Origin of the sequence: Alcanivorax nanhaiticus (assembly GCF_000756665.1) — a bacterium.
GTDB lineage: Bacteria > Pseudomonadota > Gammaproteobacteria > Pseudomonadales > Alcanivoracaceae > Alcanivorax > Alcanivorax nanhaiticus.
In genome coordinates this window covers 251,632-274,083 of sequence record NZ_ARXV01000002.1, presented here as the reverse complement: position 1 = coordinate 274,083, position 22,452 = coordinate 251,632, and the positions used below count along the sequence as shown (strand labels likewise).

24 protein-coding genes and 1 tRNA gene are annotated in these 22,452 nt (G+C 57.5%); 17 read left to right on the top strand and 8 right to left on the bottom strand.

Features of this window, described 5'->3' with window-relative positions; translation table 11 throughout:
* Positions 1-48: 48 nt before the first annotated feature.
* The 4 genes from Y5S_RS03400 (at position 49) to Y5S_RS03380 (ending at position 2,820) form a co-directional block, all read left to right on the top strand.
* Positions 49-267 (top strand): hypothetical protein, encoded by a 219-nt coding sequence (locus tag Y5S_RS03400; protein ID WP_035230405.1) that lies wholly within the window; start codon positions 49-51, stop codon positions 265-267.
* Between the two features lie 848 nt (positions 268-1,115).
* Positions 1,116-1,811, top strand: a complete 696-nt coding sequence (locus Y5S_RS19815; protein WP_197055089.1) for a GFA family protein — start codon at positions 1,116-1,118, stop codon at positions 1,809-1,811.
* Positions 1,812-1,923: 112 nt separating this feature from the next.
* Positions 1,924-2,292, top strand: coding sequence for a cupin domain-containing protein (locus tag Y5S_RS03385; RefSeq protein WP_035230401.1), 369 nt, complete (start codon positions 1,924-1,926; stop codon positions 2,290-2,292).
* 3 nt (positions 2,293-2,295) lie between these two features.
* Entirely contained in the window at positions 2,296-2,820 is a 525-nt protein-coding gene (locus Y5S_RS03380) for a GNAT family N-acetyltransferase (protein WP_035230399.1), read from the top strand.
* A gap of 92 nt (positions 2,821-2,912) precedes the next feature.
* Here the strand turns inward: Y5S_RS03380 and Y5S_RS03375 are convergent.
* A tRNA-Met gene (locus tag Y5S_RS03375) sits at positions 2,913-2,989 on the bottom strand.
* A 215-nt stretch (positions 2,990-3,204) separates the two neighbouring features.
* On the opposite strand from Y5S_RS03375, the gene iscR reads away from it, so the two are divergent.
* The 4 genes from iscR (at position 3,205) to Y5S_RS03355 (ending at position 6,394) form a co-directional block, all read left to right on the top strand.
* Positions 3,205-3,666 carry a Fe-S cluster assembly transcriptional regulator IscR gene (iscR, locus tag Y5S_RS03370; protein WP_035230397.1) on the top strand — a complete coding sequence of 154 codons (462 nt, stop codon included), beginning with the start codon at positions 3,205-3,207 and terminating at the stop codon, positions 3,664-3,666.
* A 183-nt stretch (positions 3,667-3,849) separates the two neighbouring features.
* Positions 3,850-4,998: an IscS subfamily cysteine desulfurase gene (locus Y5S_RS03365; RefSeq protein ID WP_035230395.1), complete on the top strand. Its 1,149-nt coding sequence runs from the start codon at positions 3,850-3,852 to the stop codon at positions 4,996-4,998.
* 84 nt (positions 4,999-5,082) lie between these two features.
* Positions 5,083-5,655, top strand: coding sequence for a heme NO-binding domain-containing protein (locus tag Y5S_RS03360; protein WP_052041368.1), 573 nt, complete (start codon positions 5,083-5,085; stop codon positions 5,653-5,655).
* 175 nt (positions 5,656-5,830) lie between these two features.
* Positions 5,831-6,394 carry a heme NO-binding domain-containing protein gene (locus Y5S_RS03355; RefSeq protein WP_035230393.1) on the top strand — a complete coding sequence of 188 codons (564 nt, stop codon included), beginning with the start codon at positions 5,831-5,833 and terminating at the stop codon, positions 6,392-6,394.
* A 42-nt stretch (positions 6,395-6,436) separates the two neighbouring features.
* On the opposite strand, the gene Y5S_RS03350 is transcribed toward Y5S_RS03355, so the two are convergent.
* From Y5S_RS03350 to sufB, 7 genes are all read right to left on the bottom strand, one after another.
* A complete protein-coding gene (locus Y5S_RS03350) occupies positions 6,437-6,886 on the bottom strand; it encodes a SufE family protein (RefSeq protein ID WP_035230391.1) in 450 nt (149 codons plus the stop codon).
* Positions 6,887-6,958: 72 nt separating this feature from the next.
* Positions 6,959-7,501, bottom strand: coding sequence for a putative Fe-S cluster assembly protein SufT (sufT, locus tag Y5S_RS03345; protein ID WP_035230389.1), 543 nt, complete (start codon positions 7,499-7,501; stop codon positions 6,959-6,961).
* A gap of 1 nt (position 7,502) precedes the next feature.
* The gene (locus Y5S_RS03340; protein ID WP_035230388.1) at positions 7,503-7,862 is read right to left on the bottom strand and encodes a HesB/IscA family protein; all 360 of its coding nucleotides are present in this window, start codon (positions 7,860-7,862) and stop codon (positions 7,503-7,505) included.
* 218 nt (positions 7,863-8,080) lie between these two features.
* Complete coding sequence (locus tag Y5S_RS03335) at positions 8,081-9,304, bottom strand: aminotransferase class V-fold PLP-dependent enzyme (protein ID WP_035230386.1); 1,224 nt, start codon at positions 9,302-9,304, stop codon at positions 8,081-8,083.
* The gene (gene sufD, locus Y5S_RS03330) at positions 9,304-10,512 is read right to left on the bottom strand and encodes a Fe-S cluster assembly protein SufD (RefSeq protein ID WP_035230384.1); all 1,209 of its coding nucleotides are present in this window, start codon (positions 10,510-10,512) and stop codon (positions 9,304-9,306) included. Before sufD ends, Y5S_RS03335 begins: the two co-directional genes overlap by 1 nt.
* Positions 10,509-11,264 (bottom strand): Fe-S cluster assembly ATPase SufC, encoded by a 756-nt coding sequence (sufC, locus tag Y5S_RS03325; RefSeq protein ID WP_035230629.1) that lies wholly within the window; start codon positions 11,262-11,264, stop codon positions 10,509-10,511. Before sufC ends, sufD begins: the two co-directional genes overlap by 4 nt.
* A 142-nt stretch (positions 11,265-11,406) precedes the next feature.
* Positions 11,407-12,846, bottom strand: a complete 1,440-nt coding sequence (gene sufB / locus Y5S_RS03320) for a Fe-S cluster assembly protein SufB (protein WP_035230382.1) — start codon at positions 12,844-12,846, stop codon at positions 11,407-11,409.
* Positions 12,847-13,153: 307 nt separating this feature from the next.
* Between sufB and ndk the strand changes: the two genes are divergently transcribed.
* The 9 genes from ndk (at position 13,154) to der (ending at position 22,443) form a co-directional block, all read left to right on the top strand.
* Positions 13,154-13,585: a nucleoside-diphosphate kinase gene (gene ndk / locus Y5S_RS03315; RefSeq protein WP_035230380.1), complete on the top strand. Its 432-nt coding sequence runs from the start codon at positions 13,154-13,156 to the stop codon at positions 13,583-13,585.
* A gap of 87 nt (positions 13,586-13,672) precedes the next feature.
* Positions 13,673-14,815, top strand: coding sequence for a 23S rRNA (adenine(2503)-C(2))-methyltransferase RlmN (gene rlmN, locus Y5S_RS03310; protein ID WP_035230378.1), 1,143 nt, complete (start codon positions 13,673-13,675; stop codon positions 14,813-14,815).
* Complete coding sequence (gene pilW, locus Y5S_RS03305) at positions 14,815-15,597, top strand: type IV pilus biogenesis/stability protein PilW (protein WP_035230377.1); 783 nt, start codon at positions 14,815-14,817, stop codon at positions 15,595-15,597. The genes rlmN and pilW overlap by 1 nt, the downstream gene beginning before the upstream one ends.
* Positions 15,594-16,460 carry a helix-turn-helix domain-containing protein gene (locus Y5S_RS03300; RefSeq protein WP_035230375.1) on the top strand — a complete coding sequence of 289 codons (867 nt, stop codon included), beginning with the start codon at positions 15,594-15,596 and terminating at the stop codon, positions 16,458-16,460. Before pilW ends, Y5S_RS03300 begins: the two co-directional genes overlap by 4 nt.
* A gap of 18 nt (positions 16,461-16,478) precedes the next feature.
* Positions 16,479-17,609 carry a flavodoxin-dependent (E)-4-hydroxy-3-methylbut-2-enyl-diphosphate synthase gene (gene ispG, locus Y5S_RS03295; protein WP_035230373.1) on the top strand — a complete coding sequence of 377 codons (1,131 nt, stop codon included), beginning with the start codon at positions 16,479-16,481 and terminating at the stop codon, positions 17,607-17,609.
* Between the two features lie 55 nt (positions 17,610-17,664).
* Positions 17,665-18,933, top strand: a complete 1,269-nt coding sequence (gene hisS, locus Y5S_RS03290; RefSeq protein ID WP_081939644.1) for a histidine--tRNA ligase — start codon at positions 17,665-17,667, stop codon at positions 18,931-18,933.
* A 174-nt stretch (positions 18,934-19,107) separates the two neighbouring features.
* Positions 19,108-19,749, top strand: a complete 642-nt coding sequence (locus Y5S_RS03285) for a YfgM family protein (RefSeq protein ID WP_035230370.1) — start codon at positions 19,108-19,110, stop codon at positions 19,747-19,749.
* 11 nt (positions 19,750-19,760) lie between these two features.
* Complete coding sequence (gene bamB / locus Y5S_RS03280; RefSeq protein WP_035230367.1) at positions 19,761-20,906, top strand: outer membrane protein assembly factor BamB; 1,146 nt, start codon at positions 19,761-19,763, stop codon at positions 20,904-20,906.
* Positions 20,907-21,036: 130 nt separating this feature from the next.
* Positions 21,037-22,443 (top strand): ribosome biogenesis GTPase Der, encoded by a 1,407-nt coding sequence (gene der, locus Y5S_RS03275; protein ID WP_035230365.1) that lies wholly within the window; start codon positions 21,037-21,039, stop codon positions 22,441-22,443.
* The last annotated feature ends 9 nt before the right edge of the window (positions 22,444-22,452 follow it).

Below are 22,452 nucleotides of genomic sequence, written 5' to 3'. Positions count from 1 at the left end.
GTTCAAACGCTGAAATGATGGCGTTGGTGTGCGCAAAGGAGAGAAACAATGAAGTTGTTTCGAGAGCATCGTGGCACCGCCACGCCTATCCCCCCTGTCCTGATCACCGAATCCAACGATATCGAGCGCCTGAAATCCATTGCCCGTAATACCGCAGCGTTCGATCTGGGGGTTCAGGACGTGGAATGGGAAGATCGCCAAGACGACCCCGACTGCCTGCGCCTCAAGCTGAGTGACAATTATTACTTTGTCATACGCCCGGATTGATCACTGGATTAAAGGTGGTTCCTACTTGTAAGGCGCGCCCCCGTCCTTACACAGCGCAAGAGTTTTATGGGCGGCCAGTGCGCCTGTATCGCATGTCATCGCGATGACTGGCGCACCTGCGCATAGCGCAGTCCTGGCAAAAGCGCTGGGGTTTACCGTTGCAGATGTTGCCCTGATTTTGTGGTTGTCGATGGATAGCTGTGCTGCAAAGGTACAGTCTCAATGACTGCAGATAAAACCCCCTTGCCTCCAATCCTATCGACTTTTGAACCTTCTCATATGCTCGTCTGTATCTGAGCTTATCTGCATGGCTCTTCTTCCTTGCTCCAATGCTCGCTGCCTTCTCTCTCCCGTCATCTCATAAGCTGCCTGATAGCTGCCGGGAGGCCTGTGGCATTCCACGTATCGTTTGGCGCGCTCGTAGTCGGAGCAGATCGGTTTGTATTTTGCGATTCGTTTATTGAGTGCGGCATCTGCTGAAGCGGCGTTTGAGAAGCCAAGCAATAGGGCAGTAGCGACAGCGAGTGCCCAGCCAGGTTGATTGTGGCGCATATCCCTTCCCTGAAATTCAAAACTCTGGATATTTGGTAGTGGCATGTGGGCATTGTAGGCAATTTTCGTTTTATCGAAAAACCTTGGCTTAGTGACATGCTTGGTGATCTTGGTTGTGCCCTTCTATAAAACGTCAGTGAGTTCGCACTCTGAGTGGAGGTGCTGCTTACGGTGGAGTAACGGTGTAGGGGAGGGTGATGGGCCTGGCAGGTGGAGAGCATTGTACGTGTTCCGTCTCTTAGTCGTGTGGGTTTTCCACCGCTGTGGGGTCGCGTTCCTGCAACTGTGGGGCAGGCATGCATCAGGTGGACAGGGCTGCCTGCTTCATCAAGGCCGCGATGCACCAGAGCAGGCCTAACCTGACAGACCAGCAGGCCAGGGACGTAGCCTTGCATATCAACAGCCAGGAACTCCCTCAATATCCACGGTTTGAAGAGTCGGTCACGGCAACCGCAGAGCGTTACCATCAACATCAATACGGCCAGTACGGCAAAACCGTTAACGGCCGAGTGTTAGGAGAAAATTTGCCGCCAGCGGGTACCATGCCTTGTTCAAAGGTGGTGGCTGTTGGATCATCGCTAAAGAGACAAACTGAACAACGCGCAGACCGAAAACAGCCAAGAGGAGAGAACGTCATGGAATCGACGCATTATGAAGGCGGATGTCAGTGTGGCGCCGTGGCCTATGAAGTGGATGTTGATCTGGCAAATACAATCACATGCAACTGCTCTCGATGCCAAAGGATGGGCTTTGTGCTGGCATTTACGTCACGGGAAAAATTTCAGTTAAAGGCTGGCGAAAGTGAACTTACTGAATATCTCTTTCATGACAAGGCGATTCGTCACCTTTTCTGTAAAGTCTGCGGGGTCGAGAGTTTTGCCTATGGCGAAATGCCTGATGGGACTCCGATGGTGGCAATCAATGCCAACTGCCTGGCTGGGGTGGATCCCCGGGCACTTGATAGTCAGCATGTCGATGGAAAGCGCTTTTAGCGTTGGAGGGGGCGCTTAATAAGGTAAGGCTATTTTGAACGTGATTATCTACTCGTTTGTGCGGTAAAAATGCAGATAAGCGCAATAACCAGGCTTTCATATTGGAATGTGCATGAAGCAATACGATGCTATCAACCTGAAAAACAAGCTCACACTTTTCGAAGAGCTTTGGTCCCCCCGTGTCATAGCGGAAATGAACGACTATCAGTTCAAACTGGCAAAGGGGCAGGGTGAGTTTGTCTGGCATGATCATCCTGATACCGATGAAGTCTTCATTGTCATCGAGGGTGAACTGGTCATCGAATTCCGGGATGGGAAAGTCACGTTGAATCCGGGCGAGATGTATGTGATTCCAAAGGGGGTTGAGCACAAGCCATTTGCAAAGGGGCTTGTGCAAGTTCTACTGGTCGAGCCGAAAGGTGTTGTGAATACCGGTGAAGCGGGCGGTTCGCTGACTGCGGAAAACGACATTTGGGTTTAGCCTGTGCAACTCTTCGAAACTGAACGATTGATAGTCCGCCCCCTGTCACTGCAGGACGTTCCCGCGCTCACGGCTATCCTCAGCGATCCTGAGGTGATGAAGTTCTCAGTGCGTGGTGTTTGCGATGAGCAGGCCACGCGTCAATTTGTACAGTGGTGCCTCGATTGCTATGCAACCCATGATGTCGGTCCCTGGGCATTATCCGAGAAAACGTCAGGTGATCTGGTTGGCTTCTGCGGGGTGGGGCCTGAACAAGTCGGCGACGTTGAAGAAATTAACTTGGGCTATCGTCTGGCACGCCGATTCTGGCGTCAGGGATTGGCCACGGAGGCAGTCAAGGGCGTGATGCAATACGCTTTCGCGCAGAAACATTGTGAGTCGGTGATAGTCATCATCGAGCCGCAACATACTGCGTCCGTCAGAGTGACCGAAAAAGCAGGGTTCCAAGGCTACACGGTGCAAGAGTTTCATGGGCGGCCAGTACGCCTGTATCGCATGTCTCGCGATGACTGGCGCCCCTGCACATAGCGCAGTCCTGGGAAAGGCTGGAAGTTTCGGATCCCGTCTTTGACACACAAAAAAGGGTTAGAGATCGCTCTCTAACCCTTTTTTTCATCGTTTGGTAGCAAGGGGCGGACTTGAACCGCCGACCCCAGCATTATGAGTGCTGTGCTCTAACCAGCTGAGCTACCTTGCCATTCGAGGCCGCGAATTTTCCGTGAGGTGGGTGCAGGTGTCAAGCTTTCCTGGGTCAGCTGGGCAATGTTTAGCCAGTCTTTGCCTTGTCGGGGAACGATTTCGGGTTTTCTTGTCTTAGTTGAGAATCATTGTCATTATTGGGCCTGAATACTTGACTGAATTGGTCGGGATTATTAGGCTTCAGCCTGTAATACACATAAAAAGGGTGTGGATATGCGACTGACTACCAAGGGCCGCTATGCGGTGACGGCGATGCTGGATCTTTCCTTGCACGCCGACGCGGGCCCGGTCTCACTGGCGGACATTTCGGATCGTCAGGGCATTTCCATTTCCTATCTTGAGCAACTGTTCGCCAAGCTACGCCGTAATGGGCTGGTGAGCAGTGTGCGTGGGCCTGGCGGCGGTTATCAGCTGAGCCGGGCCAGTGGTGAGATTGATGTGGCTTCGGTGATTGCCGCTGTGGATGAGCCCGTGGATGCTACCCGTTGCGGGGGGCAGGGCGATTGTCAGGAAGGGGATACCTGCCTGACTCACCATTTGTGGTGCGATCTTTCTGATCAGATTCAGAGCTTCCTTGGCGGGATTACGCTGGGTGAACTTGTGGCCCGCCAGGAGGTGAAGCAGATCTCCGAGCGTCAGGATCGCCATCAGCGGTTGCCTGTGAGTAGTTTGTAGAAGACGGTCGGACGTCTGAGGTCTGACGTCGGACGACAAGGAATAAGATCTGTTAGTTTTGGGTTCAGCGTCAGACCTCCGACGTCAGACGTCCGACCCTGCCCCTATTCGCTCAACGACCCGTTGCGCCCTATAATTCCCCGATCATTTCTCCCCCATACACAACCGGTTTCTTTCATCGCCATGAGCCAAGCTGTTTATCTTGATTACGCCGCCACCACCCCGGTAGATCCTGCTGTCGTGGAGGCCATGGTGCGTCATCTCGGCCCGGAAGGGACCTTCGCCAACCCGGCCTCCCGTAGCCATCTTTATGGCTGGCTGGCGGAGGAAGCGGTGGAGAATGCCCGCCGGCAGGTGGCGGATGTGCTGAATGCGGATCCCCGCGAGATCGTCTGGACCAGTGGCGCCACTGAAGCCAATAACCTGGCGCTCAAGGGCGTGCTCGAAGCCCGTGGTGGTGGGCATGTGATTACCAGCGCCATTGAGCACAAAGCTGTGCTGGATGCCTGCAAATGGCTTGAACAGCAGGGGCATGCGGTGACTTACCTGATGCCCGCCGAGGACGGTCGCATTTCACCTGAATCGGTCAAGGGTGCCCTCCGTGAGGACACGGTACTGGTGTCGGTGATGCACGCCAATAACGAAACCGGTGTGATCAACGATATCGAGGCCATTGGGGCGCTGTGTCGTGATAACGGGGTGCTGTTCCATACGGACGCGGCTCAGAGCGTGGGCAAGCTGGCGCTGGATGTGCAGGCGATGCCGGTGGATCTGGTGTCAGTGTGTGCTCACAAAGTCTACGGACCCAAGGGTATCGGCGCGTTATATGTGCGCCGGGCTCCAGATGTGAAAGTGGCGAGCCAGATTCATGGCGGTGGCCATGAACGCGGTATGCGTTCGGGTACTCTGCCCACTCACCAGATCGTGGGAATGGGCGAGGCTTTTGTTCTGGCGACGGCCAACCGTGACGATGAAGGCGCTCGAATTGCTGCCCTGAGGGATCGTCTTTGGCAGGGCATAAGTCAGCTGGAGGGCGTCAGCATCAACGGTGGGGAGAGCCCCCGGTTGCCGGGCCATCTCAATGTGGCGTTTGCGGATGTGGACGGTGAGATGCTGTTGACGGCCATGAACCAGGTGGCGGTGTCGTCAGGCTCTGCCTGTACCTCGGCCTCGCTGGAGCCTTCCTATGTGCTCAAGGCCATGGGTGTGACAGATGCGCTGGCTCATGGCTCCATTCGTTTCTCGGTGGGGCGTTTCACTTCTGCGGATGATATTGAACGTGCTGTACAAAATGTGATCGATGTCGTAAACCGGCTGCGTAAGGCGAACTAACGGCGTTTTTTCCGTGCTGAGCGGCTTTCGGTACGTTGGTCCCTGCTTGCTATGGTGAGGTATCACTAATAAGGGAGCGGGATCATGCACGGAGTCATCATTTCCAACCTCAAAAAATATGTGATTGAAAAGCTGGGGGATCCGGCCTGGGATAGCCTGTGCGAGAAGGCAGGTATGCCTGGCAAGGCCTTTATTCCGATCAGCATGTACCCGGATTCGGATCTGGACGATCTGGTGGCGGCGGCGGTTGAGGTTACCGGCCAGGACCGCGATGCGATTCTCCAGGATTTCGGTGCCTGGGTTATTCCTCCCCTGATGAAGATGTACCGCTCGTTTATTCCGGACGACTGGGATGCATCGACCTTTCTGCAGAATGTGGATGAACGTATCCATGAGCGCGTGGTGCGGATGAAGGATGAAAACGCCAGACCACCGCACATTAACGTCACACAGCTGTCCGCCGGGGTGCTTTCAGTGGAATACCAGTCCCATCGCGACATGGGCGCATTGGCGCTGGGGTGTGTGTACGGTGTGGCCGAGTATTACGGTGAAAAGGCCACCCTCATGGAGCAGAGCAACGGTCCGGGGACGCATCGCACCTACACGGTACGGTTGTCGGCAGGCTCCGGAGTGAAGGGGCATCAGGAGGCCATCTGAACCGGTTGATTTCGATTGTCATAGACAGGCTGCAGCACTAAGTGACAGATGTGGTCACCGCTGTGTGAGATGCATCACAAAAGTGGGTGTGAGCGGTGTCACGGTCCCGCCGGGCGGTCTGGTTACGGGTACAACTCTTGCTCGTCTACTTGTGTAATCCGCAGGGAGACGAGCCATGCACGGAGCCATTGTTTCCAGTTTCAAGCGCTATCTGGATAGTGCCCTGGGTGAAGATATCTGGCGGCATGCGATAGAGGAGGCGGGCTTGAAGGGTAAAACCTACATGCCGGTATCTATCTATCCGGATGAGGAGATGGAAGCCTTGCTTTCCGCTGCTGAGCGAGCCTGTGGGTTGCGCCGCGATGACCTGCTTGGCGATTTTGGTGAGTGGGTGATTGCGCCGCTCATGCATCTCTACAAGGCGATGATCCCGCAGGATTGTGATGCCACCGGTTTCCTGCTTAACCTGCAGCAAACCCACGAACGTGTTCTCAAGCTCAAGGATCCAGAGGCCCGTGCGCCGGGGATTACCGTGAAGCGCTGCGGGGGCGGTCTGGTGGAAATTCGCTATGCCTCTACCCGCAATATGGGGGCCATGATCCCTGGCGCGGTGAAAGGCCTTGCCCGCTGGTTTCATGAAGAGGTGGAGTTGCTGGCGTCAGAGCCAGGGCAGGGCGGGGAGGAAACCTATGTGTTTCGTCTGAGTAGTGGTGAGCTGACTAGTCAGCAGGTGGGATAGGGGTTAAGTACGACCCACGGTGGTGGGTCGTTCTGCTATCAATCAGGCAGCCAGTTGCTCTGCCTGATGCTTGATCTTGGCGACCATGGCGCGCAGGCCGTTGCCGCGCGTGGGGCTCAGGTGACTGAGCAGGTCGATACGGTCGAAGAAGCCTTCCATGTCGTAGTCGTGAACCGCCTGGGGGGAGTGCTGATTCAGGGCGGATAGCACAATGGCGGCCAGGCCTTTCACGATCAGTGCATCGGAATCCACCGCCAGATAGAGCGTATTCGCGTCACTGTCGAAATCCGTTTCCAGCCACACCTGGCTCTGGCAGCCACGCACAAAGCGGTCTTCGGTTTTCAGCTCATCGGGCAGGCCGGGCAGCTGCTTACCCAAGTCGATGATGTAGCGATAACGCTCTTCCCAGTCATCCAGAAACTCCAGATCCTCGGCAATGTCCTCGGCGGTGACATCCTTGCCAAGCTTGATGCTGCGAATATCAAATGACACGTCGTTTGGCTCCGTTATCTTTGTGCAGGTCAACAGGGTTTTGCATGCTGCTTGTTGCGAGTAGCGCTGTCGTCAGAACATTCCCAGTTCGAGCTGGGCTTCCTCGCTGATCATCTCGCGGCTCCAGGGCGGGTCGAACACTAGGGCCACTTCCACCTTGTCCACGTTGGGAACCTTGCCGAGACGATCTTCCACGTCGCCTACCAATACCGGGCCCATGCCACAGTTGGGGGCGGTGAGGGTCATGCGCACCTGGACCACGTTCTGGTCATCACGTCGGATCACGTCACAGCCGTAGACCAGCCCCAGCTCCTTGATGCTGACCGGGATTTCCGGATCGAAGATGGTCTGCAGGGTATTCTCCAGATCGTCCTGGCGCACGCTGCCGTCTTCATTGGCGGGGGCAAAGTTGAGCTCCAGCGGCTCCTGGCCAATGGCGTCGGCGTCGGTTCCATCAATGCGGGCCATGTTGCCGTTGATGGTCACCGTGTAGGTGCCACCCAGGGCCTGGCGCAGGTTGACGAAGCTGTTCTTGGGAATGGTAATACGGGTGCCGTCCGGCACCTTGCGGGCCGGGACATCACGGGAGACGACAACCGTTCTTTGCTCTGCCAAGTTATACCTCTTCTACGGTAAAGCTCTCGCCGCAACCACATTCGCCAGTTGCGTTGGGGTTGCGGAACTTGAACAGGCTGTTGACGCCTTCGGTGACGTAATCAATCACCAGGCCGTTGAGCATGGGCAGCCACTTTTCCGGCACGTACAGGTTGACGCCGTCGATGACGAACAGCTGGTCGCCGTCTTTCGCCTCTTCCACGAAATCCAGTACGTACATGAAACCGGAGCAACCGGATTCGTCCAGATCCAGACGGATGCCGGCGGCATGGGCGCGGGCGATTTCACGCAGCGCCTGTTTGTTGGCTGCTTCGGTCAGGTGGATGGTGATCTGACCGGGAGTAAAAGTCTGAACCGTCATGTTTTACCGTCCTTTCGGAGTGGCAAGTTTCAAGTTGCAAGTTTCAAGGCGCGGGTCAGGAGGGTGCTATCTGCCTCCATGGTGCGCCCGCGCCCATAGCCTTGCGTCGCGGCCCTGAGGCCTGGCTACGCTTGCGGATCGCGTTGCAACTTGAAACCTGGAACGTGCAACGCCGAGCTCGCAAGAAACTGCAGAGGTGGCTCTGGCATCTGTCCTTGCTAGAGGAAAGTTTTCACCTTCTCCAGCGCCTCGAACAGGCGATCCACCTCATCAAGGGTATTATAAATCGAGAACGAGGCCCGCACAGTGCCGGGAATGCCGAGACTGTCCATGAGCGGCATGGTGCAGTGATGGCCGGTACGGACCGCCACACCCTGCTTGTCCAGCAGCATGCCCACATCCGCCGGGTGGCCGCCGTCCAGCAGGAACGACAGCACACTCACTTTACTGGCGGCGGTGCCGATGATTTTCAAGCCGCCGAATGCCTGTGCCTGTTCAGTGGCGCGGGCCAATAGCGCATTTTCATGGGCTTCCAGGGCGGCACGATCCTGGTTGTCCAACCAGTTGATGGCCGCCGCAAGACCGATGGCACCGGCAATATTGGGGGTGCCCGCTTCGAACTTGTAAGGCAGCTGGTTCCAGGTGCTCTTCTCGAAGGTGACCACCTCGATCATCTCGCCGCCGGTCTGGTAGGGCGGCATGGCTTCCAGCAGGTCGCGACGGCCGTAGAGCACGCCGATACCCGTGGGGGCGAACAGCTTGTGGCCAGAGAAGGCATAGAAATCCACGCCCAGATCCTGCACATCCACCGGGAAGTGAGCCACCGCCTGGGCGCCGTCTACCAGAGTGATGGAGCCCACGGCCTTCGCCTTGGCGACCATCTCTTTCACCGGATTCAGGGTGCCCAGCGCATTGCTGGCGTGGCCAATGGCAAAGATCTTGGTCTTTTCACTGAGCAGTTGGTCGAAGGCATCCAGATCCAGGCTGCAATCGTCGTGCAGCGGGATCACTTTCAGGGTGGCGCCTTTGGCCAGACAGGCCTGCTGCCAGGGGACGATGTTGGCGTGGTGCTCGCTGGTGGCAATCAGGACTTCGTCACCGGGCTGCAGCTGCTCACGAGCCACGCACTGGGCAACAATGTTGATGGACTCGGTGGTGCCCTTGGTCCAGAGGATTTCTTCCCGGCTGGCGTTGAGGAAGTCCGCCACAGTCTGGCGGGCGCCTTCGAACTGGCCGGTGGCTTCGTCACTCAGGTAGTGGGCGCCACGGTGCACATTGGAGTTCACGCCGCGATAGTAGTTCTGCAGGGCATCCAGCACCGCCACCGGCTTCTGGGTGGTGGCACCGTTGTCCAGATAAACCAGCGGTTTGCCGTTGACCTGCTGGTCCAGGATCGGGAACTGGGCGCGCAGGGCGTTGATGTCCAGTGCCTTCGAGGTCATCAGGCTGCGTCTCCCGCCGGGCTGGCGTGGGTCAGCTCGGCTTCCAGCCAGGGCTGGGCCCATTCCGCCACCTTCTCGTGGGGTAGAGACATCAGCAGTTCGTTGACAAAACCCAGACTCAGCATGCGCTTGGCCTCTGCCGCCGGAATGCCTCGGGACTGCAGATAGAACTGCTGGATGGGATCCAGTTGGCCGACGGTGGTGCCGTGGGCACATTTTACGTCGTCGTTGTAGATCTCCAGTTCCGGTTTGGTGTTGATTTCCGCGCCGGCATTGAGCAGCAGGTTCTTGTTGGACAGCTCGGCGTTGGTGCCACTGGCGCCGGGGTGGATATGAATGCGTCCGTTGAACACCGCCTTGCCGCTTTCCCCAGCCAGACCTTTGAAGTTCTGGTCGGATTCGCAGTTGGGTACCGAGTGCTCCACGCAGATCTGGTTGTCCACGTGGCTCTTGTCGCGGACCACAAAGATGCCCTTCATGTTCAGCTCGGCGCCACTCTTGCTGACCAGCGCATGCACGTCGTTACGACGCAGGCGATTGCCGGTCATCAGCTGATAGCTGTTGACGGTGCTCACACCCTGCTGGTCGATGACCAGGGTGCCGATGTAAAGGGTGGAAGCGTGCTCGCCCTGCAGACGATAGTGCGTCAGGGTGGCGTTGTCGGCGGTGATCAGCGCGGTAACCGCGTTGGTCAGTGACTGGCCTTCGGCATGAATGTGCTCAATGACGGTGGCTTCCGCGCCGTTGTTGAGCTGGACCACCACGCGCGGATTGCAGTGTGCCGGCACGTCGCTGGCGGACTGGATCTGTACGTGGATGGGCTGCTCAATGCGGGTGTTGGCGGCCACTTCCAGCACCACCGGCTGGGCTACGGCACTGTTGTAAACGGCAAACGGGGTTTCCAGACCATTCACGGTCGGGCTTTCCTGCTTCAGGCTGACGCCGTCCGGCAGGGTGCTGCTGGAGAGGATGCCGTTGGTGATGGTCACCACGAACTCGCTGAGGGCGGGCAGAGGCTGGCTCAGCTCGCCGCTGGCAACCGCGTTCAGGTGGCCATCCGCCAGTGCCTGCAGGGAGGTGTACTTCCAGCGCTCGGTCTTGCGCTCCGGGAAGCTGATTGCTTCCAGGGCGCCCAGGTCAGCGCTGTCCCCAGCCAGGCGGCGGGCGCTGGCCAGGGTCTGGGTTTTCAGATCAAGTGCCAGACTCATGCAGACTCTTCCTCGCCGGTGAGCCAGCCGTAACCTTTCTGTTCCAGTTCCAGGGCCAGTTCCTTGCCGCCGGACTTGATGATCTGGCCGTTGTACAGCACGTGCACGAAATCCGGCACGATGTAGTCCAGCAGGCGCTGGTAGTGGGTCACCAGCACGATGCCGCGCTCCGGGCTGCGCAGGGAGTTGACGCCTTTGGCGACGACTTGCAGGGCGTCGATGTCGAGACCGGAGTCGGTTTCGTCCAGCAGCGCCAGCTTCGGCTCCATCAGCATCATCTGCATGATTTCGTTGCGCTTCTTCTCGCCACCGGAGAAGCCTTCGTTAACGCCACGCTTGAGGAAACTGGCATCCAGGCTGACCTGCTTGCACGCTTCGCGGGCCTTGCGAAGCAGGGTGACCGAATCCCACTCTTCCTTGCCCTGGGCGCCGCGCACGGATTCCAGCGCGGCCTTGAGGAATTCCATGTTGGACACGCCGGGGATTTCCACCGGGTACTGGAAGGCCAGGAACAGGCCCGCCTGGGCGCGCTCTTCCGGCTCCAGGTCGGCCAGGCTCTTGCCTTCGAACAGGGCTTCACCGCCGGTGATCTCGTAGTTGTCACGGCCGGACAGTACGTTGGCCAGGGTGGATTTGCCGGAGCCATTGGGGCCCATGATGGCGTGCACCTCACCCGGGTTAACGGTCAGGTTCAGGCCCTTGAGAATCGGCTTGTCCGCCACGGAGGCGTGAAGATCACGAATTTCCAGCATGTTTTGATGCGCCTTTCGATTGGGCCGGGAGTCCGGCACCGGGTTGATTCGGGGTTGCTGCAGGAGCTTGCCTGAAAGCGATTTGAGCAAGGCCAAATGATCGCTTGCAGGCAAGCTCCTACGGCGTAGTTAGTCTCGGGTGTTAGCCCACTGCACCTTCCAGGCTCACTTCCAGCAGCTTGCCGGCTTCCACGGCGAACTCCATGGGCAGTTCCTTGAACACCTCTTTACAGAAGCCGTTCACGATCATGGAGACCGCCTTTTCCGGGTCGATACCGCGCTGGCGACACAGGAACATCTGGTCGTCACTCACCTTGGAGGTGGTGGCCTCGTGTTCGATGGTGGCCGTGGGGTTCTTCGACTCGATATACGGGAAGGTGTGCGCGCCACACTGATCGCCCAGCAGCAGGGAGTCACACTGGGTGAAGTTACGGGCGTTTTCCGCCCGCGGGCTGATGCGCACCAGGCCCCGGTAGGCATTCTGGCTGCGAGCGGCCGAGATACCCTTGGAAATGATGGTGCTCTTGGTGTTCTTGCCCAGGTGGATCATCTTGGTGCCGGTGTCCGCCTGCTGCATGTGGCGGGTCAGGGCCACGGAGTAGAACTCACCGATGCTGTTGTCACCACGCAGGATCACGGAAGGGTACTTCCAGGTGATGGCGGAGCCGGTTTCCACCTGGGTCCAGCTGATCTTGCTGTTGTCGTGGGCGACACCGCGCTTGGTCACGAAGTTGTAGATGCCGCCTTTACCATTCTCGTCACCGGGGTACCAGTTCTGCACGGTGGAGTACTTGATCTCGGCACCGGGCAGGGCCACCAGTTCGACCACAGCGGCGTGCAGCTGGTTTTCGTCCCGTTGGGGGGCCGTACAGCCTTCCAGGTAGCTCACATAGCTGCCTTCGTCGGCGACGATCAGGGTGCGTTCGAACTGGCCGGTGTTAGCTTCGTTGATACGGAAGTAGGTGGACAGCTCCATGGGGCAGCGAACGCCCTTGGGGATGTACACAAAAGACCCGTCCGAGAACACTGCACTGTTCAGAGCCGCGTAGAAGTTATCACCCTGGGGTACCACGGAACCCAGGTATTTCTGGATCAGCTCCGGGTGCTCCTTGATCGCTTCGGAGATGGAGCAGAAGATCACGCCCGCTTCCGCCAGCTTCTCTTTAAAGGTGGTAAACACCGAGGAGGAGTCAAACACCACATCCACTGCCACACCCGCCAGCATTTCCTGTTCGTGCAGGGGAATGCCCAGTTTTTCATAGGTAGCCAGTAGCTCCGGGTCTACCTCATCGAGGCTTTTCGGGGCGTTATCAAGGCTTTTGGGCTTGGAATAGTAGGACACCTCATTGAAATCAATGGGCGGGTGCTGCAGGTGCGCCCAGGTCGGGGAGGGCATTTCCTGCCATTTACGGTAGCTCTCCAGCCGCCATTCCAGCATCCATTCCGGCTCTTCCTTCTTGGCAGACAGAAAGCGGATGACATCTTCGCTCAGCCCAGGGGGCAAGGTCTCGGCGTCCACCGTGGTGGTGAAACCGGCCTCGTAATTGGAGCGAATCAGCTTGTCCAGTTCGGCTTGGCTCATAGATCAGCGCCTGCGGTCCAGGGTAATTGGGAATACCAGAGTAATTTAGTCGGGTATTATACGCCTTTCGCGGGCGCTGTCGAATGAAGGAGGGGCAGAATGGCCGGCTCCCGGTGACGGCGGGGCGGTGCGTGTCCGACGGGGCGGCAACGGTATCATAATTCACCTCTCTTGCGTATAATCCGCCGGTTCCAGGGGGTTGCTGCGTGGGCTGCTTTGCCAGTCTGCCGATCACCCCTGTCATTGCCCCGGGGAACCGATTGGGTTTCCGAGGACCATTTAACGCAAATCTGGAGTGAACAGACTGATGGCTGTTGAGCGCACCCTCTCTATCATCAAGCCTGATGCCGTGGCCAAGAACGTAATCGGCGATATCGTTGCCCGTTTCGAGAAGGCTGAACTGAAAGTGGTTGCCATGAAGATGGTACACCTGAGCGACGAGCAGGCTGGCGGTTTCTACGCCGAGCACAAAGAGCGTCCTTTCTTCAAGGATCTGGTGTCCTTCATGACCAGTGGTCCTGTAGTGGTTCAGGTTCTGGAAGGCGAAGGCGCCGTAGCCAAGAACCGTGACCTGATGGGTGCTACCAACCCTGCGGACGCGGAAGCTGGAACCATTCGTGCCGATTTCGCTCAAACCATTGACGAAAACGCGGTACACGGCTCTGACTCCACCGAGTCTGCGGCCCGCGAAGTGGCCTACTTCTTCTCTGACGAAGAACTGTGCCCGCGCACTCGCTAAGTTTTAGCGAGTGAGCAACCTCCAGCCACGGCCTTTGGTCGTGGCTGGCGTTTATCAGGAAACCGTGTTTCCTACTGGAGAAATGCCATGACAGCCCAACAGAAAGTCAATCTGCTCGGTCTTGATCGCCCGCAAATGGAAGCGTTCTTCCTGGAAATGGGTGAGAAAAAGTTTCGTGCCCAGCAGGTGCTGAAATGGATCCACCATCATCAGGCGGATTCGTTCGAGCAAATGACCGATGTCGGCAAGGCATTGCGCCAGAAACTCTCCGAGGTGGCGGAAATTCGCGCCCCGGAAGTGATCCACGAGAGCATCAGCCGTGACGGCACCCGTAAATGGGTGTTCGAAATGGATAACGGTGGTGCCGTGGAAACCGTTTTTATTCCCGATGGCCGTCGTGGCACCTTGTGCGTGTCGTCCCAGGTGGGCTGTGCAGTGGATTGCAGCTTTTGCTCCACCGGCAAGCAGGGTTTCCAGCGGGACATGACCAGCGCCGAGATTATTGGTCAGGTATGGCAGGCCAGCCGGTCCTTTGGGCCGCGCCGCAATCTGGGTGAGCACCCGATTACCAACGTGGTGATGATGGGCATGGGTGAGCCTCTGCTCAACTACGATAACGTGCTCACGTCCATGCGGATCATGAAAGATGATCTGGGCTACGGCATCGGCAAGAAGCGAATTACCCTGTCTACCTCCGGGGTGATTCCGAAAATTGATCAGCTTAGCCAGGATCTGGATGTGGCGCTGGCGGTCAGCCTGCACGCACCCAACGACGAGTTACGTAATGAGCTTGTTCCGCTGAACCGCAAGTATCCGCTGAAAGAACTGATGGCGGCGTGCAAACGCTACACCAAGAACATTACCCACAAGCACAACACCATCACCATGGAATATGTGATGCTCCGGGATGTGAACGACAAACCGGAACATGCGCGCCAGTTGGTTAAACTGCTTAACGGCATTCCGGTGAAGGTGAACCTGATCCCGTTCAATCCTTTCCCGCATGCAGGGTATGAACGTTCTCGCAAGAGCGATATTCTGGAATTTCACAAGTATCTTAATGACAATGGATTGTTGACCACAGTCAGGACGACGCGCGGCGATGATATCGACGCCGCCTGCGGTCAGCTGGTGGGGCAGGTGCAGGACCGGACCCGGCGCAGTGAGCGCTGGAAGCAATCCATTTTTCACCGCTCCGAACACACGGATAACAATACAGCGCAAGCGTAATGAATCCTTTTATTCGCGGTTTTTTTGCCCTCATGTTTGTGGGCGTTTTCACCACCGGGTGTGTGACGGTGGAATCCGGTGAGCGGGAAGTCAAAGTTGATGAGGCAGTGACCAGTCGGGTGGCTGCCGGTCTGCAATACCTTCAGCAGGGCGACCCGTCGGAAGCCCGTCGCCACTTCTCCCGTGCGATTCAGCTCGATGATGACAGTGCTGTGGCGCACAATGCCATGGCGTTGCTGTACAAGTACGAGCAGGATCCGGAGCTGGAGGAGTATCACTACAAGAAGGCGGTCAGTGCGGATCGTCATTATTCCCCGGCCCAGAACAACTACGGCACCCTGTTGTTTTCGCGAGGTGAGTATTCTGCCGCGTTGAAGCGTTTCGAGCGTGCGGCCAACGACCCCAGCTATTCTGGCCGCGGCAGCGCTTGGGAAAACATTGGGCGCTGCTACCGGGAGCTGGGCAAGGATGATGAGGCCCAGAAAGCCTTTATCAAGGCGTTGCGGCTTAACCCGCGGGCAGTGATTCCCAATCTGGAGCTGGCGGACCTGTACTTCAAGGAAGATCGCAATCGGGTGGCCTGGGATTACTATCAGCAGTACGTTCAGCGCAGCAGCCGGCAGAGTGCCCGGTCGTTGCTGTTGGGCTCCCAGTTGGCAGCCACGCTGGGCTACAAGGATCAGCTGTCCAGCTATGAGCTGGCGCTGGAAAATCTTTATCGCCGCACGCCGGAATACCGGCAGTGGCAGGAATGGAAAGCAGCACGGGAGAGCACGCAATGAGTGACAAGATGGTCGTGTTGCCTGGTGAGCGTTGTCGCAAGGCCCGTGAAGCCATGGGCTGGACTACTGCTGAAGCAGCAAAGCGCATGCACCTGTCCCAGACCTACCTGTTGGCGCTGGAAGCTGACGATTATGAGCGTCTCCCCGAGGCGACATTCGTAAAAGGTTACCTGAAGAATTACGCACGCCTGCTTGGCTTGCCAGCGGATGAGGTGGCTAATACCTTCCAGCAGATGGTGAATGAGGATGCCTTCGACAAGCCGTTGGAGCTGCCAAGCCTGCCGCGCAAGCCTGCGCTGCTGGGCCGCCCGCTGGTGTGGGTATCGCTGCTGGTTCTGATTGGTGTGCTGGCTGTCATCTTTTGGCCCCAGGGCAGCAGTGAGACCGGGTCCGATACATTGGCACCGGTTGAAGAGATGGCTGAGGAGCCTGAGCAGTCAGAAGACATTGAGCAGCCGGTTGAGTCTGAGGTTGGCGAGGCCGAACCGTTTGAATCTGCCATGGCTGATGTCGATGCAGAGCCGAGCGCAGAGATTGATGCCGGCCAGGAAGTGGCTGATGTCACGGACGAAACGGTGGCGGAGGAGCCCGCGGTGGATCCGGATATGCTCGCTTCCAACGGACTGGATCGCCTGGTGCTGGATTTGTCGGCTGATTGCTGGATGGAAATCCGTGATGCCAATGGCCGTGTGCTACGCCAGGGGGTAAAGCCCGCCGGAGCACTGATGCGTGTAGATGGTAAGGCACCGTTTAGTTTGAAGATTGGTAACGCTGCTGCCATCAGCGAATTGTTCCTCAATGGTGAGGTTGTCACCTTGCCGACCGATTCACCCGGTAGCGTTGTTAACCTCACACTTCCCTGATTAGTACCAGGACAAACCATGGAACCGGAAGTCAAAATCGCACGCCGCAAAACCCGGCAAATTTTTGTCGGCAAGGTGCCGGTGGGTGGTGACGCGCCCATCTCTGTACAGAGCATGACTAACACCGAAACCTGTGACGTGGCGGCTACTGTTGGCCAGATTCGTCGTTTGCAGGATGCGGGTGTGGATATTGTTCGTGTCTCTGTACCCAGCATGGAAGCTGCGGATGCCTTTGGTGAAATCCGCAAGCAGGTGGATGTGCCGTTGGTGGCAGACATCCACTATGACTACAAGATTGCGCTGGCCGTGGCGGAAAGAGGCGTTGACTGCCTGCGCATCAACCCCGGCAACATTGGCCGCGAAGATCGTATCAAGGCGGTGATCCAGTGTGCCAAGGACAAAGGGATTCCCATCCGTATCGGCGTCAATGCCGGCTCTCTGGAAAAGGAGCTGCAGCGTAAATACGGTGAGCCTACCTCCGATGCACTGGTCGAATCCGCAATGCGGCATGTGGATATCCTGGATCGCCACGATTTTCAGGACTTCAAGGTCAGCGTGAAAGCCTCCAATGTGTTCATGACGCTGCAGGCGTACCGCAAGTTGTCCCAGCAGATTGAGCAGCCCCTGCATCTGGGTGTGACGGAGGCGGGCACCTTCCGTTCAGGCACCGTGAAATCTGCAGTGGCACTGGGCTCCTTGCTGATGGAAGGCATCGGCGACACCATTCGTATCTCTCTGGCGGCCGACCCGGTAGAAGAAGTGCGCGTGGGTTTCGATATCCTCAAGAGCCTGAACCTGCGCAAGAAAGGGGTGAATATCATCGCCTGCCCCAGCTGTTCCCGGCAGAACTTTGACGTGATCAAGACCGTCAACGAGCTGGAGGCGCGGCTGGAAGATATCAATGAATCTGTCGACCTGGCGGTGATCGGTTGTCTGGTCAACGGCCCGGGTGAGGCCCGTGAGGCCGATGTGGGTCTGACCGGTGGCACCCCCAATAACCTCTCCTATCTGGATGGCGAGAAGAGTCATCACGTTACCAAGGACGATCTGGTGGACGAGCTGGAGCGGATGGTACGTGCCAAGGTGAAGAAGCAGCGCGAAGATGAAGAGAAAGGCATTCTTTTCAGAGGCGAGAGCCGCGCGAAGTGAATGATTAGTCGGACGTCGGGGCTCTGACGTCCGACGTTTTTAGCAAGGAATTTTCGTGAGCAAAAAGATCACATCCATCCGCGGGATGAACGACATCCTCCCGGAGCAGACCGGGCTGTGGCAGTGGTTGGAAGGTAAAGTGCGAGATGTGCTGGCCAGTTACGGCTATCAGGAAATTCGCATGCCCATCGTGGAGCAGACCGACCTGTTCAAGCGCAGCATCGGTGAGGTGACCGATATCGTCGAAAAGGAAATGTACACCTTCGATGATCGTAACGGTGACAGCCTGACCCTGCGTCCGGAAGGCACCGCCAGCTGTGTGCGGGCCTGTGAGCAGCATGGGTTGCTGTATAACCAGACCCAGCGCCTGTGGTACACCGGCCCCATGTTCCGCCATGAGCGACCCCAGGCAGGCCGTTATCGCCAGTTCCACCAGATTGGGGTGGAAACCTTCGGCATGAACGGTCCGGACATCGATGCTGAAGTGATCCTGATGACTGCGCGGTTGTGGAAGGCACTGGGGTTGGCAGACAAGGTGACCCTGGAGCTGAATTCCCTCGGTGACAGCGACGACCGTGCTCGCTATCGCGATGCCCTGGTGGCTTATCTGCAGGAGCACGTGGAGCAAATCGACGAGGATTCCCGCAAGCGTATCGAGCGCAGTCCGTTGCGGGTGCTGGACAGCAAGGATCCGGGTACCCGTCAGGTGCTGGAGAATGCGCCGCAGCTGGCTGATTACCTGAACGAGGAGGCTCGGGCGCATTTTGACGGATTGAAAGCCTTGCTGGATGCCAACGGCATTGCTTATAAAGTGAATCCCTATCTGGTGCGCGGTCTGGATTACTACGGCAAGACCGTGTTCGAGTGGGTCACCGATGCGCTGGGTGCACAGGGCACCGTGTGTGCCGGCGGCCGCTACGACGGACTGGTGGAACAGCTGGGCGGCAAGCCGACTCCAGCAGTGGGCTTTGCCATGGGCGTCGAGCGACTGATTTTATTGGTCGAGCAGCAAATGCCGGAACTGTCAGCCCCGGTAGACGTCTATGTGATGGCCATGGGTGATGTGCTGGCCCCCACCATGACCCTGGCCGAGGAGCTGCGTGATGCTCTGCCCGGGAAAGGTGTGCAGCTGCATTGTGGTGGCGGTAGTTTCAAGAGCCAGATGAAAAAGGCCGACCGCAGCGGTGCGGCAGTGGCACTGATCATCGGCGAAGACGAGCTTGCCAATGGCGTGGTGACGGTAAAACCGTTACGTGGTCAGGGTGAGCAGGTGCAGGTTGCTCAAGGTGATGTGGCCAACGCAGTGACGTCGCTTCTGGCGTAAGAAATGCAGGTCCGGTACGACAGGACAGGCGAGTTGAAAGTTTAAAGTTCAAAGTTGAAACGCGACCAAGGCACTGTCATCCGGAAAGGGTGTCTGCACGATTCAACTTTAAATTTTCAACTCCACCAAACAATGAACCCGGAACCCGGGATATAAAAACGAAAGGAGATCAGGGTGGTCGATTACATCCGTGACGAAGAAGAACAGGCAGAGCTGCTCAAGAACTGGTGGAAGGAAAATGGTACTGCCACCATCATCACCATTGTTCTTGCGGTTGGTGCGCTGATTGGTTGGCGTGAATGGCAGGGTTACCAGACCACCCAGTCTGTTGATGCGTCTTCCCGGTATCAGAGCATGTTGGAAGCTCTGACGGGTGCCCAGCCGGATGTGGAAACCGTGACGACTCAAGCGGACTCTTTGATCGAATCGTTCCCCGGTTCGGCTTATGCCGACCACGCTCGCCTGGCGAAAGCGGGTCTCGCAGTGGATGAGGCGGATTACGAGGCAGCGGCTGCGTTGTTGGAAGAAGTTGCCAAAGACGGTGCAACCGATGAGTTGACCTACACTGCCACCCTGCGCCTGGCACGCATTCATCTGCAGCAACAGTCTTGGGAGCAGGCGGAATCTGTACTTGATCGCAAGTTCCCCAACGCATTCAACGGTATGGCTCTGGAGCTGCGTGCTGATGCGGCCAAGGGTAAAGGCGATTTGACGGCTGCCCAGACGCTTTATGCTGAAGCGCTGGACATTCTGCAGGATGGCGGTGAAAAAGACCGCGTGCAGATGAAACTCGATGACCTGAAGACGGCTTCCTGAACAGGACTTTCATGAAATACCTTTTGCTTCCACTGCTGCTGACCAGTCTGGTGCTGGCCGGCTGCAGCTCCAACCCCAACGCCATCGAGCCCAACGACCTGCCCAAGTTCAAGGCCAGCTACAAGGTAAAGAAGCTGTGGAGCAAAGGGGTCGGCGATGGGCTGGAAGACAGTCAGCTGACATTGCGCGCCGGGGTAACGTCCCAGCAGGTGGTTGCCGGTGATGTAAACGGCAATCTCTATGCGATGCAGCGCGAGAAGGGCAAGCGTCAGTGGAAAGTCAAAACCGGTGACCGCATTGGCGGGGGTTTCTATGCCGGTTATGGCATGGTCCTCTACGGCACCCGCGAAGGTATGGCCGTGTCTCTGGATGCGGAAACTGGCGAGACCCGCTGGCGCACCCAGCTGACGGGTGAGGCATTGGCGATTCCGACCAGTAATGGTGAGCTGGCGATTTTCCAGACCCAGGATGGCCACGTGACGGCGCTGGATGCGGAAACCGGTGAGCAGCTCTGGGATTATGAAACTTCTGTTCCGACCCTTACCTTGCGTGGCATGGCGCAGCCGACCATTGCGGGCGATAAGGTTTATGCCGGGTTTTCCAACGCCAAAGTGGCGGCGCTGGATCTGGGAAGTGGCTCACCCATCTGGGAAAAGCGGATTGCCGAGGCGACTGGCCGATCCGAGCTCGATCGCCTGGTGGATGTCGACAGTAATCTGATTGTGGAAGGCGGCGGCGTTTTTGCGGTCAGTTTCCAGGGGAAAGTGTCGGTGCTGGATGAAGATACGGGGCGCGTGTACTGGGACAAAGCCATGTCCAGCGCTACCCATATCAGCACCAGCAGTGGCGGCAGTCTGTTCGTGGCCGATGACGTAGGCGTGGTTCGTGCGGTAGATCAGCGCGGTGGCGCGGTACTCTGGAAGCAGGACAAACTCTACGGTCGTCGTTTGACTGGCACAGCTTACCAGGATGGCCTTGTTGCCGTTGGTGACTTTGAGGGCTATATCCATTGGTTGAATGCCGAGGATGGCAGCATTGTGGCTCGCAAGCGCCACGATGGCGACGGCTTTGCCGGCACGCCGGTAGCCTACGATGATGTGCTTTACGTGATCGGGTTTGATGGCAAGCTGTCAGCGTATCGACTGGTTCCCAGATAGCAGAGGCTCTCTGGACCTCGTCAATCAGGCCCTGACTTGAGCGCCGACCCTCCCGGGTCGGCGTTTTGCGTGCAGCGTACCAACCCGTTTCGCGTTACCATAGCGCCCAAATACTCATGCAGAGACACCTATGAAGCCGGTTATCGCCCTGGTGGGGCGGCCCAATGTGGGCAAATCCACCCTGTTCAATCGTCTGACTCGCACCCGTGATGCCCTGGTGGCTGATTTTCCCGGGCTGACTCGTGACCGTAAATACGGTGACGGCAGGCTCGGGGATTACCTCTACACGGTAGTCGATACCGGTGGTATCGGCGAAAACGATGACGGTATCGACGTGCCGATGACTGAACAATCGCTGACCGCGGTAGGCGAGGCGGATCTGGTGTTGTTCATGGTGGATGGCCGGGCGGGCCTTACCGCAGCAGACGAGCAGATCGCTGCAGAGTTGCGCAAGTTGCCCAAGCCCACCTATCTGGTGGTGAACAAGACCGATGGCATCGACCCGGATACCGCCATGGCGGATTTCTATACCCTGGGTATGACAGAGGTGCTGCCGATAGCGGCGGCCCACGGCCGGGGTGTGCGCAGCATGATCGAGGACGTGCTGGAAGCCTTTCCGGATCTGGAGCCGTACTACGACGAAGATGGCGAGCCGGTCGACACCAATGACGGCAGCATCCGCGTGGCCGTACTGGGACGCCCCAATGTAGGCAAATCCACGCTTATTAACCGCATGCTCGGCGAAGAGCGGGTGGTGGTGTTCGATCACGCTGGCACCACCCGTGATTCCATCGAGGTGCCCTTTGAGCGGATGGACAAGAAATACACCTTGATCGATACCGCGGGGGTGCGACGCCGTGGCAAGGTCTTCGAAATGGTGGAAAAGTTCTCTGTTATCAAGGCGTTGCAAGCGGTCGAGGCGGCGCAGGTGGTGGTGATCGTGATTGATGCCCGGGAAGGTATCACCGATCAGGATCTTCACCTTTTGGGTTATGTTCTCGATAGCGGTCGCGCGCTTATGATAGCGGTGAACAAGTGGGACGGGCTGGATGCGGACCACAAGGAGCGGGTACGCATTGAGCTGGGCCGCAGGCTGGAGTTCGCCCCCTGGGTGAAGATCAAATTCATTTCAGCCCTCCATGGTACCGGGGTCGGCGACCTTTGGGGTATGGTGGAGAAGGCGTGGGATAGCGCCTTTATCAAGATCGGCACCAACGAGATGACTCGTATCATGGAGTCGATTCTGGCTGGTCATCCGCCGCCACGAAATGGTCGTTTCCGGGCCAAGCTGCGTTATGCGCACATGGGCGGCAATAACCCGCCTACCATTGTGTTGCACGGCAACCGCACGGAAGCCTTGCCCAACAGCTACAAGCGCTTTCTCGAAAATCGTTTCCGTGAGGCTCTCAAGCTGGAAGGCACGCCCATCCGATTGGAGTTTAAATCTGGCTCCAATCCCTATGAGGGCAAGAAGAATGTGTTGACTGATCGTCAGGCCCACAAGCGGCGCAGGATGATCAAGCGAATGAAAAAATGACACGTTAAA

What these genes read in the sequence shown, in the direction of transcription:
- Y5S_RS03400 (WP_035230405.1), top strand. Translation starts at nt 49, where the DNA reads ATGAAGTTGTTTCGAGAGCATCGTGGCACCGCCACGCCTATCCCCCCT.
- Y5S_RS19815 (WP_197055089.1), top strand. Translation starts at nt 1,116, where the DNA reads ATGCATCAGGTGGACAGGGCTGCCTGCTTCATCAAGGCCGCGATGCAC.
- Y5S_RS03385 (WP_035230401.1), top strand. Translation starts at nt 1,924, where the DNA reads ATGAAGCAATACGATGCTATCAACCTGAAAAACAAGCTCACACTTTTC.
- iscR (WP_035230397.1), top strand. Translation starts at nt 3,205, where the DNA reads ATGCGACTGACTACCAAGGGCCGCTATGCGGTGACGGCGATGCTGGAT.
- Y5S_RS03365 (WP_035230395.1), top strand. Translation starts at nt 3,850, where the DNA reads ATGAGCCAAGCTGTTTATCTTGATTACGCCGCCACCACCCCGGTAGAT.
- Y5S_RS03360 (WP_052041368.1), top strand. Translation starts at nt 5,083, where the DNA reads ATGCACGGAGTCATCATTTCCAACCTCAAAAAATATGTGATTGAAAAG.
- Y5S_RS03355 (WP_035230393.1), top strand. Translation starts at nt 5,831, where the DNA reads ATGCACGGAGCCATTGTTTCCAGTTTCAAGCGCTATCTGGATAGTGCC.
- Y5S_RS03340 (WP_035230388.1), bottom strand. Translation starts at nt 7,862, where the DNA reads ATGACGGTTCAGACTTTTACTCCCGGTCAGATCACCATCCACCTGACC.
- Y5S_RS03335 (WP_035230386.1), bottom strand. Translation starts at nt 9,304, where the DNA reads ATGACCTCGAAGGCACTGGACATCAACGCCCTGCGCGCCCAGTTCCCG.
- sufD (WP_035230384.1), bottom strand. Translation starts at nt 10,512, where the DNA reads ATGAGTCTGGCACTTGATCTGAAAACCCAGACCCTGGCCAGCGCCCGC.
- sufC (WP_035230629.1), bottom strand. Translation starts at nt 11,264, where the DNA reads ATGCTGGAAATTCGTGATCTTCACGCCTCCGTGGCGGACAAGCCGATT.
- sufB (WP_035230382.1), bottom strand. Translation starts at nt 12,846, where the DNA reads ATGAGCCAAGCCGAACTGGACAAGCTGATTCGCTCCAATTACGAGGCC.
- ndk (WP_035230380.1), top strand. Translation starts at nt 13,154, where the DNA reads ATGGCTGTTGAGCGCACCCTCTCTATCATCAAGCCTGATGCCGTGGCC.
- rlmN (WP_035230378.1), top strand. Translation starts at nt 13,673, where the DNA reads ATGACAGCCCAACAGAAAGTCAATCTGCTCGGTCTTGATCGCCCGCAA.
- pilW (WP_035230377.1), top strand. Translation starts at nt 14,815, where the DNA reads ATGAATCCTTTTATTCGCGGTTTTTTTGCCCTCATGTTTGTGGGCGTT.
- Y5S_RS03300 (WP_035230375.1), top strand. Translation starts at nt 15,594, where the DNA reads ATGAGTGACAAGATGGTCGTGTTGCCTGGTGAGCGTTGTCGCAAGGCC.
- ispG (WP_035230373.1), top strand. Translation starts at nt 16,479, where the DNA reads ATGGAACCGGAAGTCAAAATCGCACGCCGCAAAACCCGGCAAATTTTT.
- bamB (WP_035230367.1), top strand. Translation starts at nt 19,761, where the DNA reads ATGAAATACCTTTTGCTTCCACTGCTGCTGACCAGTCTGGTGCTGGCC.
- der (WP_035230365.1), top strand. Translation starts at nt 21,037, where the DNA reads ATGAAGCCGGTTATCGCCCTGGTGGGGCGGCCCAATGTGGGCAAATCC.